Source organism: Aeromicrobium sp. CTD01-1L150, from assembly GCF_041951745.1.
Taxonomy (GTDB): Bacteria; Actinomycetota; Actinomycetes; order Propionibacteriales; family Nocardioidaceae; genus Aeromicrobium.
Genome location: NZ_CP169555.1, coordinates 1322043 through 1334412, shown reverse-complemented (window position 1 = coordinate 1334412; position 12370 = coordinate 1322043). Strand labels below are relative to the sequence as shown.

General features: G+C 69.8%; 13 protein-coding genes. 6 read left to right on the top strand and 7 right to left on the bottom strand.

Annotated features, from left to right (window positions below; translation table 11 throughout):
- Nucleotide 1: 1 nt before the first annotated feature.
- The 4 genes from ACEVFP_RS06535 to ACEVFP_RS06520 are packed head-to-tail and all read right to left on the bottom strand — an operon-like array spanning nt 2 to nt 3585.
- Nucleotides 2–295: a hypothetical protein gene (locus ACEVFP_RS06535; RefSeq protein ID WP_375002837.1), complete on the bottom strand. Its 294-nt coding sequence runs from the start codon at nt 293–295 to the stop codon at nt 2–4.
- Between the two features lie 13 nt (nt 296–308).
- Nucleotides 309–1712: a wax ester/triacylglycerol synthase family O-acyltransferase gene (locus ACEVFP_RS06530; protein ID WP_375002836.1), complete on the bottom strand. Its 1404-nt coding sequence runs from the start codon at nt 1710–1712 to the stop codon at nt 309–311.
- A 47-nt stretch (nt 1713–1759) separates the two neighbouring features.
- Nucleotides 1760–2932, bottom strand: coding sequence for a CpaE family protein (locus ACEVFP_RS06525; protein ID WP_375002835.1), 1173 nt, complete (start codon nt 2930–2932; stop codon nt 1760–1762).
- Entirely contained in the window at nt 2929–3585 is a 657-nt protein-coding gene (locus ACEVFP_RS06520; RefSeq protein WP_375002834.1) for a hypothetical protein, read from the bottom strand. The genes ACEVFP_RS06525 and ACEVFP_RS06520 overlap by 4 nt, the downstream gene beginning before the upstream one ends.
- 122 nt (nt 3586–3707) lie before the next feature.
- Between ACEVFP_RS06520 and ACEVFP_RS06515 the strand changes: the two genes are divergently transcribed.
- A complete protein-coding gene (locus tag ACEVFP_RS06515; protein ID WP_375002833.1) occupies nt 3708–3992 on the top strand; it encodes a helix-turn-helix domain-containing protein in 285 nt (94 codons plus the stop codon).
- Here the strand turns inward: ACEVFP_RS06515 and ACEVFP_RS06510 are convergent.
- On the bottom strand, nt 3982–4494 hold the full coding sequence (locus tag ACEVFP_RS06510) for a hypothetical protein (protein ID WP_375002832.1): 513 nt from the start codon (nt 4492–4494) through the stop codon (nt 3982–3984). The genes ACEVFP_RS06515 and ACEVFP_RS06510 overlap by 11 nt on opposite strands.
- Before the next feature lie 98 nt (nt 4495–4592).
- Between ACEVFP_RS06510 and ACEVFP_RS06505 the strand changes: the two genes are divergently transcribed.
- The gene (locus tag ACEVFP_RS06505; RefSeq protein ID WP_375002831.1) at nt 4593–5192 is read left to right on the top strand and encodes a LysM peptidoglycan-binding domain-containing protein; all 600 of its coding nucleotides are present in this window, start codon (nt 4593–4595) and stop codon (nt 5190–5192) included.
- The gene (locus ACEVFP_RS06500; RefSeq protein ID WP_375002830.1) at nt 5189–5677 is read left to right on the top strand and encodes an Rv3235 family protein; all 489 of its coding nucleotides are present in this window, start codon (nt 5189–5191) and stop codon (nt 5675–5677) included. Before ACEVFP_RS06505 ends, ACEVFP_RS06500 begins: the two co-directional genes overlap by 4 nt.
- Before the next feature lie 93 nt (nt 5678–5770).
- On the opposite strand, the gene secA is transcribed toward ACEVFP_RS06500, so the two are convergent.
- Nucleotides 5771–8494 carry a preprotein translocase subunit SecA gene (gene secA, locus ACEVFP_RS06495; protein ID WP_375003777.1) on the bottom strand — a complete coding sequence of 908 codons (2724 nt, stop codon included), beginning with the start codon at nt 8492–8494 and terminating at the stop codon, nt 5771–5773.
- A gap of 51 nt (nt 8495–8545) precedes the next feature.
- A complete protein-coding gene (locus tag ACEVFP_RS06490) occupies nt 8546–9775 on the bottom strand; it encodes a winged helix-turn-helix domain-containing protein (RefSeq protein WP_375002829.1) in 1230 nt (409 codons plus the stop codon).
- Between the two features lie 99 nt (nt 9776–9874).
- Here ACEVFP_RS06490 and ACEVFP_RS06485 point away from each other — a divergent pair, with 99 nt between their 5' ends.
- Genes ACEVFP_RS06485 through ACEVFP_RS06475 form a run of 3 tightly spaced genes read left to right on the top strand, consistent with a single transcriptional unit; the run spans nt 9875 to nt 12365 of the window.
- Nucleotides 9875–10549: a DUF2306 domain-containing protein gene (locus ACEVFP_RS06485; RefSeq protein WP_375002828.1), complete on the top strand. Its 675-nt coding sequence runs from the start codon at nt 9875–9877 to the stop codon at nt 10547–10549.
- A complete protein-coding gene (locus ACEVFP_RS06480; RefSeq protein WP_375002827.1) occupies nt 10546–11685 on the top strand; it encodes a sensor histidine kinase in 1140 nt (379 codons plus the stop codon). Before ACEVFP_RS06485 ends, ACEVFP_RS06480 begins: the two co-directional genes overlap by 4 nt.
- Nucleotides 11682–12365 carry a response regulator gene (locus tag ACEVFP_RS06475; protein ID WP_375002826.1) on the top strand — a complete coding sequence of 228 codons (684 nt, stop codon included), beginning with the start codon at nt 11682–11684 and terminating at the stop codon, nt 12363–12365. The genes ACEVFP_RS06480 and ACEVFP_RS06475 overlap by 4 nt, the downstream gene beginning before the upstream one ends.
- The last annotated feature ends 5 nt before the right edge of the window (nt 12366–12370 follow it).

The window sequence follows — 12370 nt, the reverse complement described above, 5'->3', positions numbered from 1 at the left end:
CTCACGTCGCAGTGAGCTGCGCCAGCACGTCGTCGAGCTCCTGGGTGGCATACCAGGCCAGGTCGCCACTGCCGTCGGCGTCGAGGTGGAACGCCTGCACGAGGTCGAGCGTGAGGTCCTCCTCGTCGCGGACCTCCGCCACCACGACCACCGAACCGGACTCGGCCGCGGTGAGCAACGCGTCGTGCTCGTGCTCCTCGTCCTCGCTCTGGGCGACGATCCGCTCCCCCGGCAGCGGGTCACCGGCGCGCAACGCTCGCAGGCCCTCGGCGTCGGCCGCCACCCAGACCCTCATGAGCACCAGACTCTCATGAACGCTGGGGGCGTGAACGCCCCCGCGGTGCCCGCCGGCGCCGCGTCCCGACGGTCTCCACCAGCTCCTCCAACGCATCGCCGATGCACTGCGCGAGGACGTCGACGTCGCCCACGGCATCACGATCGGCGACGATGCCGTAGAAGACCCGACCGTGGTAGGAGGTCACGCCCACCGACAGCGCACGGTGGTTGGACAGCGGAAGGCACGGGTAGACCTCGGCCACCTGCTCGCCCGCCATGAAGACCGGGTCCTGGGGGCCGGGGACGTTGGTGATGACCAGGTGGTGCCCACGCCCGCTCTCGGCTGCGGCCACCCGCGCCCCCACGGCATGGAAGGTCGATGTCGCGAACCCGGGCAGCGAGGCGAGCTGGTTGGCGGCGACCGCGGACCCCGTCTCGCGGTGGTCCTTCAACGCATAGGAGACCTGGTGCAGCCGTACGACGGGGTTGGACTCGCCCACCGGCAGCGACAGCAGGTGACCCCGCACCTTGGAACCGAGTGACGTCGGCAGGCCGTCGTCGGTGACCACTGACATCGGCACCATGGCCCGAAAGCTCGTCTTGGCGGTCACCGGCTCCGCACGGGTGAGCATCCATCCCCGGATACCTCCCGCGATGACGGCGAGGATGACGTCGTTGACGGTGCCGCCATGCTCCTCGCGGACCCGGCGATAGGCCTCGAGGTCGGTCTCGAGGGAGGAGAAGCGTCGATGTCGCGACGGCACCGTCGTGAGGATGCCGCGCGGCGGCGGCTGGCTGCCCCCCACCACCGGCAACCGGCGGGCGAAACGGACCAGGTTGTGCTCGGTGATCTGCAGGGCCTCGCCGGGGTGCCGCACGTTGCGGTCCACCCCCGCCCGCACGAGTCCCAGTCCCCCAGGACGCGGGCGGGGAGCCCAGTCCTCGTGAGGGATGTCGCGCACCCGATCGGTCTCCTCCAGCAGCACCTGGGCGAGGTCGATCGTCTCCGAACCGTCGACGAGGGCCTGGTGTGCCTTGAACAGCAGCGCCGAGCGAGAACCCTCCAGCCCCTCGATGAGGTACAGCTCCCACAGTGGTCGGTCCAGGTCCAGCCGACGGGCGACGAGTCGGCCGACGAGCTCGTGCAGCGCGTCACGGGTGCCCGGACGCGGCAAGGCGGAGCGCCGGACGTGCAGCGAGATGTCGAAGTCCTCGTCGTCCACCCAGATCGGTGTGCTGAGGGCACCCGGGACCTTGCGCGGGATCTGCCGGTACCGCGGGACGATGTCGAGGCGTTCGTTGATGACCTCGATCAGACGGTCGTGATCCAGTGGCGTCGGCCCGGGCTCCAGGATCGCCAGCGACGCGATCTGGCGCGGCGTCGTCGGCGTGTCGCGGTTCAGGAACATCGCGTCCAGCGGGCTGAGGCGTTGCATCGGTCTCCTCGAAGGTCGGCACCGAACCTACCACCGGGTAGACGCGGTCACGGCACCGTCGCCACGTCCCGGTCGCAGATCTGCGTCAGCGTCGCCACGAGCCGGGTGACTCGTGCGACGAAGGGCGAGTGGGGTGCCGCGACGTGCACCAGCTCCCCTGCCATGACGGCAGCATCCAGGGCGTCGGCGTCCTCAGGCAGGAAGGCGACCGGGCGGGCATCGGCCAGGCGATCCACCGTCGCGGCGAGCTCTCGTTCGTCCCAGCCGAGCGTCGGGCGGACCCGGTTCAGCACGACGTGGGGCTCGGCGTCCACCAGGTCGCGCAGGTCGTGCAGACCCCGGACCAGCCTGGCCAGCCCGACGGGGTCGGCGCGCCCCACGGCCACGACGAGGTCAGCGTCCCGCAGCACCTGCAGCGTGGCCCGGTTGCGCCCCTGCCCCGAAGGGTCCTGCTCCTCCAGGCTGAAACCGCAGTCGACCACGACATGGGCGTGCCCGTCACGCAGCTCGGCCAGCACTCGCTCCAGCGCGGCGGGCCGAAGGGAGGTCCACATGTCTGGTCGCGGGATGCCGGTCAGCAGTCCGAGGTGGTCGGCGACTGGGACCACGTGCTCGACCGCCTCTCCCAGCACGCCACGGTTGGCCGAGCGACAGGCCGCCATGAGGCCGGAGACGTCGTCGAGCAGTGCCACCTGTTGGGCCTGCGAGCCACCGTAGGTGTCGGCGTCGACCAGCACGACCGGCTGGCCGCTGCGGGACAGCTCGGCCGCGGTGGCCAGCGCCACCGTGCTGCGGCCGGGCGCTCCGTGCGGGCCCCACACTGCGGTGACCCGTCCCGGCGAGCCGGCTTCCCCGAGCTCGGGTGATACGGACGCTGCGACGACGCTCGGCTCGGAGCTGGAGACGACGGCCTCGACCTCTCCGGGGCCGGCGCTCAACCCGATCCCGAGCGAGCTCGCCCTGGCCGGGTCACCCACGGCGACCACCCGGACACCACGCTGCTCCAGCGTTGCCACGGCATCGACGTCCAGGCCGGGCAGGTCGACGTCGACGATCGCGACCTCTGCCGTGGCCGGTGGGAGTGCCAGGAGCTCGGCCACATCCATGCATCGACGCGCGAGCACCATGACGTCGGCGGCCTCGATCTCGCGCACCACCGCAGCCTCCCAGCCCGCACCGCCGGCGGCCAACGCCACGGGCCGGGACCGAGGGACGCTCACGAGCGGCGCACCAGTGTCACGTGGCCAGCCGAGACCTGGCCCACCACCTCGCCGGTGAGCTCGACGTCCCCCACGTCGATGATGACGGTGCGGCTGGCCGCCGCTGCCTCGGCCGGGGCACCCGCGCCCGCGGAGACGATCGAGACCGATTCCAGCACGCGGCTCGCCGTCTGGGACGGATCGTCACCCGGCGCGGGCCCCACCCACACGTCCACCAGCTCACCGCGGTGCAGGTCATCGGGCGCCGAACCGGCAGCCACTGCGAGCGGCAGCTCCGTGGCGGCCACGTCTTCTGACAGGACGAGATGAGCGTTCCCGAGGAGAGTGCCTGCCGAGACGTCAGTGGCCCACCGCAGGTCGCTCAGCGCTGCCGGGAGCTCCTCCTCGGTGCGCAGGGCCCCCACGGCGGCCGCGTCATCGAGCACCGCCCGACTCTCGACGAGCTGCTGCTCGGTGACCGCGTCTCCGGCGACGACATCCTCACCGAGGGCCCAGTAGCCGACCCGATCGTCACTGGAGGCGACCACCCAGGAGCCCAGCACCACCGCTCCCAGCACCAGCATCCCCCCGAGCAGCAGGCGTGGGTCCGACCACGTCCGATGCTGCAGACGACTCGTCTGTCCCCGCTCGCGGGGCCCCCGCCACGACTTCATGCACTGTTTGTACTCAGTCGGGCCGTTCCCGTCCACCCCTCGTCCACCGGGCATCGTCATCTGTCCACAGGCTCGGCTCGGCATACGGCTCGACGGGGGCACCGCATGGGAAACTGGGAGGCATGTCAGCCGAGCAGCGCTTCCTCACGCTCGCCGACGTGGCCGAGGTCCTCAACGTCACCGTCCGGCAGGTCTATGCCCTCGTCCGCAGCGGTGATCTCCGCGGCATCCAGATCGGTGGACGCGGTCAGTGGCGGGTCGAGCACGATCAGCTGGAGGACTACATCCAGCGGCAGTACGCCAAGGCCGAGCAGACACTCGCGGAGGACGACGGCGGCCAGGACACCGACGACAGCCACGACGTCGAGGAGAGCGGCAGCACGACCGACGACGACGTCAACGTCTGAGCGAGACCACCGCGAGCGCGGTCAGGGGCAACAACGTCCGGCGAGCGGCTCCGGTGAGGACGGTCACGAAGTCCTGGCCGACGACGTCGACCTGTCCCTCGACCACGATGCCGTCAGTGCGCACAGCCCGCAGCTCGTCGCCGTCCTGGCGTGCCCGGCGCAGCACCTGGCGCCAGTCCAGCCGTGCGGTCACCTGGGTCACCGGGTCCGCCCGACGGCTGGCGCTGCGCAGCGCCAGCACGGCCCTGGCGGCGACCACATGGTCCATCGATGCAGTGGTCAGGTGGAGCAGGGTCTCGTTGACGAGGACGACCTCGCCCGCGATGCCGCCCGCTCCCAGGACGTCGAGCTCCACGTGGCCGCCGGCCAGTGAGCGCCACGAGGTCGAGCCCCACTGCTCGTCGCTCAGCTCTGCCACCAAGGCATCCCGGTCCTGAAGCGCAGCGTCCTCGGCCTGGCCCTCGAGGTCAGCGAACAGTCGATCCCATCGCACAGGGCTCACCCTAGTGTCCACACGAGCTGTGCACGTAGCGTTGACGAATCACCGTGAACGTTCTTTGATGTTCTCAAACGTCATCAAACGTTACGATGGAGAACCACATGCTCAGCAGAACCGGGCGCCTGGCCGCGGTCATCGCGCTGCTGTCCGTCACGTTCACCGCCCCGCGCTGCGGTGCGGCGATGACGGCGATCAACGGACAGGAGCTCGATGCGGCCCTGACCGGCTTCCTCGAGCTCGGCTGGCTCGCACTGTCGGTCTGGGTGCTGCTCGCCGTCGGTCTCGGCACGCTGCGCGGGATGCCGGGACACGTGGGGCGCACCCTGCTCCCGACAGCAGTGCGCGCCGTGGTCTTCACCGGCATCACCGGAGCAGCCCTCGCGGGTCCGGCCCACGCGAACGACAGCTCCTGGCCGCTGGACGGTCTCCAGCTGCCGGAACGGACCACCGTCGTCACCGATACGGCCGCCTCTCGCGCACCGGCACCGTCAGCGCGTCCCACCACCATCACGGTCCGAGCCGGGGACTCGCTCTGGTCACTGTCGCGCAGTGCTCTCGGCACGGGGGCGAGCGATGCGGCCCTCGCGCATCACGTCCGGCAGCTGTACAGGGCCAACCGGGACGTCATCGGAGCCGACCCCGACGTCGTGCATCCCGGCCAGCGGCTCCGACTGCCCGAGACCTCGCAGGAGTCACGATGAGGTCGGCCGTCGCGCTCACCCGACGTTCGGTCTCCTGGGACGAGCCGCTGCTGGCGACCGCGCCGGGTCAGGCACCGTTGCCCTTCCCGGGCATGCCCGCCGTCCTGCCCGTCCCTGTTGACCGCTCCGACACCGAGCTGTCGCGCCGCGCCATGCGACAACCCGTCGCACGCTTCATGCAGGCCCTCACCGAGGTGCTGTCCGGCGAGCGGCCACCGCGCCAGATGGCCGCCTGGATGACCCCCGACGTGCATGCGTCCCTCTGCTCGCGTCTCATCGCTCACGCCCGCGTCTCGCGCAAGGGAGCCAGCAGCACGGCCCGGCTGGTGTCGGTGCACGTCGCGATGATCCACGAGAACGCCATGGAGGTCGCGGGCCGCATGGTGCATCGCGGACGATCACGTGCCGTGGCGGTCCGTCTGGAGCTGCTCACCAACCACCGCGGGCGCACCCACTGGACCTGCACCGCACTGGAATGGGCCTAGTGAGGCCGCAGCGCCACTCGTTGACAAGCGGAGAGGCCGCGCGCCAGCGATACTCAGGTGCCTGAGCTGTGGCTCGAGCCCTGACGAGGCGGCTCAGCGGTTGCGCTTGCGTGACTGTCGCTGCTTCTTGGCCTTCTGACGGGCCTTGGACTTCGTCTTGGTCTGCCGCTGCCGCTCGTTGTCGACCGGCGCGCTCTCGCGACGCACCTCGGCCTCGCCGTCCTCGTTGGGGGCGGAGTAGGCGAGCTGCTGCTCCTTGCGGGGCGCCAGACCCTTGGCCTCCAGCTGTGGCTCTGCACCATCCTGCGCCGCGTCCTCAGCGCCCTCGTCCAGAGCCGTCACCTGGACGTCGAGATTGAACAGGAAGCCGACAGACTCCTCGGCGATCCCGTCCATCATGGCGGTGAAGAGGTCGTAGCCCTCGCGTTGGTACTCCACGAGCGGGTCGCGCTGGGAGTACGCGCGCAGCCCGATGCCCTCGCGCAGGTAGTCCATCTCGTACAGGTGCTCACGCCACTTGCGATCCAGCACGCTCAGCAGGACCTTGCGCTCCAGCTCACGGGTGACCGGACCGGTGAGCTCCTCCTCGCGGCGGTCGTACGCGGCCAGGGCGTCCTCGGTGACCGCTGCGGTGAGCTTGTCGCGCGTCAGCTTCTCTCGACCACCGGCCTGCGACTCGACGGCCTCGATCTCCAGACTGATCGGGTACAGCGTCCCCAGGGCCGTCCAGAGCTTCTCGAGGTCCCAGGTCTGCGGGTATCCCTCCGTGGCGCCGACGACGTAGGCCTTGACCGTGTCACTGATCATGGAGCGGACCCACTCGGTGAGGTTCTCCCCCTCCAGGACCCGGCGACGCTCGGTGTAGATGACCTCACGCTGACGGCTCATGACGTCGTCGTACTTGAGGATGTTCTTGCGGGTGTCGAAGTTCTGCGACTCCACCTGGGTCTGCGCCGAGGCGATCGCACCGGTGACGCGCTTGTTCTCGATCGGCACGTCGTCAGGGATCTTCATCGACTGCAGCACCCAGTTGACCCAGTCGGCCTTGAACAGGCGCATCAGGTCGTCCTCGAGCGAGAGGTAGAACCGGGTCTCCCCCGGGTCGCCCTGACGGCCGGATCGGCCGCGCAGCTGGTTGTCGATGCGTCGCGACTCGTGTCGTTCGGTGCCGATGACCGCCAGACCACCGGCTTCGGCCACCGCGACCTTCTCGCGCTCGACCTGCTGCTCCATCTGCTTGACCGCCGCCGGCCAGGCCGCCTCGTACTCCTCAGAGCTCTCCAGCGGGTCGAGCCCCTTCTTGCGCAGCTCCTGGTCCGCCAGGAACTCGACGTTGCCACCGAGCATGATGTCGGTGCCTCGCCCGGCCATGTTGGTGGCCACCGTGACGGCGCCCTTGTGGCCGGCCATCGCCACGATCGAGGCTTCCCGGTCGTGCTGCTTGGCGTTGAGCACCTCGTGCGGCACCCGACGCTTGCGCAGCTGTTGAGCGAGCCGTTCGCTCTTCGCCACGCTGGTGGTGCCGACCAGGATGGGCTGACCGCGCTGGTGGCGCTCGATGATGTCGTCGACGACTGCGGCGAACTTGGCGTCCTCCGTGCGGTAGACGAGGTCTGGCTGGTCCACGCGCGCCACCGGCTTGTTGGTGGGGATCGGGACGACGCCGAGCTCGTAGATCTTGTCGAACTCGCTCGCCTCGGTCATGGCCGTACCGGTCATGCCGCCGAGCTTGTCGTAGAGGCGGAAGTAGTTCTGCAGCGTGATCGTGGCGAGCGTCTGGTACTCCTCGCGGATCCGTACGCCCTCCTTGGCCTCGATGGCCTGGTGCAGACCTTCGTTGTATCGGCGGCCGTCGAGGATGCGACCGGTGTGCTCGTCGACGATGATGACGTTGCCGTCGACGACGACGTAGTCCTTGTCCTTCCTGAACAGCTCCTTGGCCTTGATGCCGTTGTTGAGGAAGCTGATGAGCGGCGTGTTCACGGCGTCGTAGAGGTTGTCGATGCCCAGCGCGTCCTCGACCCGGTCGATGCCGGCCTCGGTCACCGAGATGGTGCGCTTCTTCTCATCGACCTCGTAGTGCTCGTCGCGGGTCATCGAGCCGACGATCCGGGCAAACTCGCCGTACCACTTGACCTCTTCCTCCGTGGGACCGGAGATGATCAACGGCGTCCGCGCCTCATCGATGAGGATCGAGTCGACCTCGTCGACGATCGCGAAGTTGTGCCCCCGCTGGACGCAGTTCGCGAGGTCGTCGGTCATGTTGTCGCGCAGGTAGTCGAACCCGAACTCGTTGTTGGTGCCATAGGTGATGTCGCACTCGTAGGCGTCACGACGCTCGGCCGGACGCATGCTCGGCAGCACCATGCCGACGCTCAGCCCGAGGAAGGTGTAGACGCGCCCCATCCACTCCGCGTGGTACCGGGCGAGGTAGTCGTTGACCGTCACCACGTGGACGCCCTTGCCCGACAAGCCGTTGAGGTAGCAGGGCAGGGTGGCCACGAGGGTCTTCCCCTCACCGGTCTTCATCTCGGCGATGTTGCCCAGGTGCAGCGCGGCGCCGCCCATGATCTGCACGTCGAAGTGACGTTGCCCGAGCACCCGGTTGGCCGCCTCGCGCACGGTGGCGAAGGCCTCCGGCATCAGGTCGTCGAGACTCTCGCCGGCCTCGAGCCGCTCGCGGAACTCCCCGGTCATGCCCTGGAGCTCCTCATCGCTCAACGAGGAGAACTCGTCCTCCAGGGCGTTGACCTGCTTGACGATGGCCTGGAGCTGGCGAAGGACCTTGCCCTCGCCGGCACGAAGAATCTTGTCGATGACCTTGGGCACGTGGAACGCACTCCTCTATCGAGATGGGGCACTGCGAGTCTAGGGCGTCCCCCCTGAACCCCGGAGGGCAGCGCCCAGCTCGGACGCCAGAGTCCCCCGGGGCTCCACGACGACGTCGTCCAGGCCGAGCCAGGCAGACATGACTCCGAGCTCCTCGGCCAGCTCGCCGGCCGTGTGCGACGGGGCACCGGGCTCCTCCCAGGCACCGCGCACCCGCAGGACCCCCGCAGGACGGTCGGCCTTGAGGTCGACACGCGCGACGAGAGCGTCGCCCAGCAGGAAGGGCAGCACGTAGTACCCGTACTCCCGCTTGGCCTCGGGGACGTAGATCTCGATGCGGTACCGGAAACCGAACAGCTGCTCCGTGCGGGTCCGTTCGAACACGAGCGGGTCGAACGGGCTCAGCAACGCCCGCGCCCGGACGGCTCGAGGCCGGGATGCGTCACGGTGCAGGTAGGCCGGGCGCTCCCATCCTGTGACCTGCGCGGGCACGAGCACACCGTCCTCGACGAGCTCGGCGACGGCCTGCTGCGTGGGCGCCGGAGCAGTGCGGAAGTAGTCACGCAGGCACGGCTCGGTGCCGACGCCGTGGGCACGAGCCGCGTGCTCCACCAGCACCCGGTGCGCCTCGGCCGACGACAGTGCCGGCCGCGCGAGCACCGCCGCGGGGATGACCCGCTCGGGCACGTCGTAGAGCCGCTCGAACTGGGCGTTGCGGCGGGCGGAGGTGACGGCACCGACGAAGAACAGGTACTCCAGCGCCTGCTTGGTCAACGACCAGTTCCAGCCCCAGTGCGAACGATCACGCTCGCCCGGAGCCTCGACGACCGCGTCGACCTCCCGCGCCGACAGCGGTCCGGCGGACTCGACCACCTCGAGCACGGCCTGGACCAGGTCGGGATGCTCCTCGGCCACCCGTCTCGGACCTCCCCAGATCTCGCGACACTCAGCCATCCGGTGCTGCATGGCGGGCCACAGCTCGACGTCGACGAAGGTGGCGACATGGGCCCAGTACTCGAACATCGCCCGCGGGGCACGCCCTGCCGCGCGATGGAAGACGTCGAGGTCGTACGGGCCCATGCGTGAGTAGAGGGGCATGAGGTGTGCCCTCTGCAGCACGTTGACGGAGTCGATCTGGAAGAACCCCAGACGCCGCAGCGTGCGTCGCAGGTGAGCACCGGTGACGGGCCCTCTCGGACGCGATCTGGTGAAGCCCTGTGCCCCGAGGGCGACCCGACGGGCCTGCAGCGGGGAGAGTCGCTCAGTCATGGAACCGATCGTGGCGTACGCCGGTGACAGGACCCAGCCTGGGGCGAATCGGCCACATGGCCGAAGCGGTGAGTCCATCGCCCCCACGAGGCTCGGGGCATGGACACATCACCGACCTTGACTCGCCGCGAGTGGTTGCTCGTCGGCGGACTCCTCCTGCTGGCTCTCGTCCCATCGGTCGCCGGCGGGGTCCGCATCGGCGAGATCGCCACCGGTGCCTCGCAGACACCCCAGAACGCACGGTTCCTCCAGATGCCGCTGCCCATCGTCGTGCACGTCGTCGCAGCGCTCGTCTACTCGGTCGTCGGAGCCTTCCAGTTCCTCCCCAGCGTGCGCCGATGGCACCTGGCATGGCACCGCTTCGCCGGGCGTTTTCTGCTCGTGCCGGCGGGGCTGATCGTCGCCGCCAGTGGCTTGTGGATGACGGCGCTCTACCAGAGCCCGGCATCTGACGGCACCGCCCTGACAGTCTCGCGGTACGTCGTCGGCGGCCTCACGCTCACGTTCACCGCCCTGGGGGTCAGCGCCATCGTCCGGCGCGACGTCGCCGCTCACGGCGCCTGGATGCTCCGCGCCTACGCACTGGCCATGGGCGCGGGCACACAGGTACTCACCTCGGGACCGTTCCTGCTGCTGTTCGGCCCACCCGACGTCTTCTGGCGCGTCGTCCAGATGGATGCCGGATGGATCATCAACGTCGTGGTGGCCGAATGGATCATCTCCCGTCGGCGAACGGTGGCACGACGAGATCGTGCTGCGACGGTCACCGCATGAGTAGGATGCCCACCGTGCGACGGTTGATCAGCGCCGCGTGGTCGAGCCCTCGCTCCGCCGGTGGTGAGGGCCCACGGCGGCGGGACGTCGCGATCGTGGTCGCGCTGGCCCTGGCGACCCTCGTGGAGGGGTCGCTGCGCACCGACCTGACGTGGCCGCTCGCCACCACGCTCGTGACACTGGTGCTCCTGCCCGGGCTCGGGTGGCGACGTTCGCACCCTTTGCCGGTCACCGCGGCCATGTCCGTGCTGATGGTGCTCTTCGCGCTCGCACAAGCCGTCGCGGGAGCCGGCCAGGACGCGCTGGCCACCATGTTCGCCCTGATCGCAGTTCCTCATGCCCTGTTTCGCTGGGGCTCAGGACGCGAGCGCATCCTCGGTGCCGCCGCTCTCCTGGCGGGACTGGCGTGCTCGAGCGCACTCGGCCCCGATCGGCTCGAGGGGGCAGTCGCCGGGACCGTCTTCCTCGGCGGTGCGTGCTTGGTCGGAGCGCTGCGACGTGAGCGGGTGGAGTCCCGCGCGCGACAGCTCGACTCCGTGCGCACGCGCGAGCGCGAGGCACTGGCCCGCGACCTGCACGACACCATGGCGCACCGGGCCTCGACCATCGCCATCCGTGCCCAGGTCGCCGGGGAGGAACCCGGGAACGTCTCTCGCGTGAGCGAGTCACTCGCGGTCATCGAGCACCAGGCACAGTCGATCCTCACCGACATGAGAGCACTCGTGCGCACCCTCCGCGAGCCCGCCGACTACGCACCCTCTGCCGGCCTGGCCGAGCTCGAGCGCCTGGCCGACTCCGGACCACCCCCGGTGGCCGTGCAGGTCGACCTGCCCGACGACGTCGCGGGCATCGTGGCCACGACCTTGTTCCGGATCGCCCAGGAGGGCGTCACGAACGCTCGGCGCCACGCCCACGCCGCCACCGTGATCGACGTGTCCCTCACGGTGGCGAACGGTGCCGCGCAGGTCACCGTCCACGACGACGGCACCCCGACCCGCACGCCGGCCGGCGACGGCCACGGACTCCGAGGGATGGCCGAACGCGTGGCGCTGCTGGGCGGGGAGGTCACGGCCGGCCCCTCCCCTGGGGGCGGCTGGACACTGCGCGCCACACTTCCGCTGGACGGCGCAGCGTGATCCGCGTCCTCATCGCCGACGACCACGAGGAAGTACGCACCGGCCTGCGCCTGCTGCTGCAGTCCCAACACGGCATCGAGGTTGTCGGCGAAGCCACGGACGGGGTCAACGCTGTCGAGCTCGCCCGACGACTGGGCCCCGACGTCGTGCTGATGGACATCCGCATGCCTGGTCTCGACGGCATCGAGGCGACGTCCCTGCTCGCCGGCGAGCAGGTCGCCGACCCGGTCGCGGTCGTCGTCATCACGACCTTCGACCTCGATGAGTACGTGCACCGGGCGCTGCGTGCCGGTGCCAAGGGGTTCCTGCTCAAGGACGCAGGTCCCCAGCTGATCGGCGAAGCCGTGCGCGCCGCGGCGAGCGGCGATGCCCTCATCTCCCCGCGGATCACGATGCGACTGCTCCACGAGTTCGCGACGTCGGACCGTCCCGTACGGCAGCCGGTCAGCCCGCTCACCGATCGCGAGGAGGACGTCCTGGCGCTCCTGGCCGCAGGCCTGACCAATGTCGAGATCGGTGACCGGCTGTTCCTCTCACTCGGAACCGTCAAGACACACATCGGGGGCATCCTCACCAAGCTCGACCTGCGCAACCGCGTCGAGGCAGCGATGTGGGCGTACGAATCGGGCCGCGCCCGCACCGATCGGCCGCAGCCACCCGGCTCCGGCCCGCACCCCTGACCCGA

Excerpts from the sequence above, each read along its gene's own strand:
- ACEVFP_RS06535 (WP_375002837.1), bottom strand. The coding sequence starts at position 295 with ATGAGGGTCTGGGTGGCGGCCGACGCCGAGGGCCTGCGAGCGTTGCGC.
- ACEVFP_RS06520 (WP_375002834.1), bottom strand. The coding sequence starts at position 3,585 with ATGAAGTCGTGGCGGGGGCCCCGCGAGCGGGGACAGACGAGTCGTCTG.
- ACEVFP_RS06500 (WP_375002830.1), top strand. The coding sequence starts at position 5,189 with ATGAGGTCGGCCGTCGCGCTCACCCGACGTTCGGTCTCCTGGGACGAG.
- ACEVFP_RS06505 (WP_375002831.1), top strand. The coding sequence starts at position 4,593 with ATGCTCAGCAGAACCGGGCGCCTGGCCGCGGTCATCGCGCTGCTGTCC.
- ACEVFP_RS06515 (WP_375002833.1), top strand. The coding sequence starts at position 3,708 with ATGTCAGCCGAGCAGCGCTTCCTCACGCTCGCCGACGTGGCCGAGGTC.
- ACEVFP_RS06490 (WP_375002829.1), bottom strand. The coding sequence starts at position 9,775 with ATGACTGAGCGACTCTCCCCGCTGCAGGCCCGTCGGGTCGCCCTCGGG.
- ACEVFP_RS06480 (WP_375002827.1), top strand. The coding sequence starts at position 10,546 with ATGAGTAGGATGCCCACCGTGCGACGGTTGATCAGCGCCGCGTGGTCG.
- ACEVFP_RS06485 (WP_375002828.1), top strand. The coding sequence starts at position 9,875 with ATGGACACATCACCGACCTTGACTCGCCGCGAGTGGTTGCTCGTCGGC.
- ACEVFP_RS06530 (WP_375002836.1), bottom strand. The coding sequence starts at position 1,712 with ATGCAACGCCTCAGCCCGCTGGACGCGATGTTCCTGAACCGCGACACG.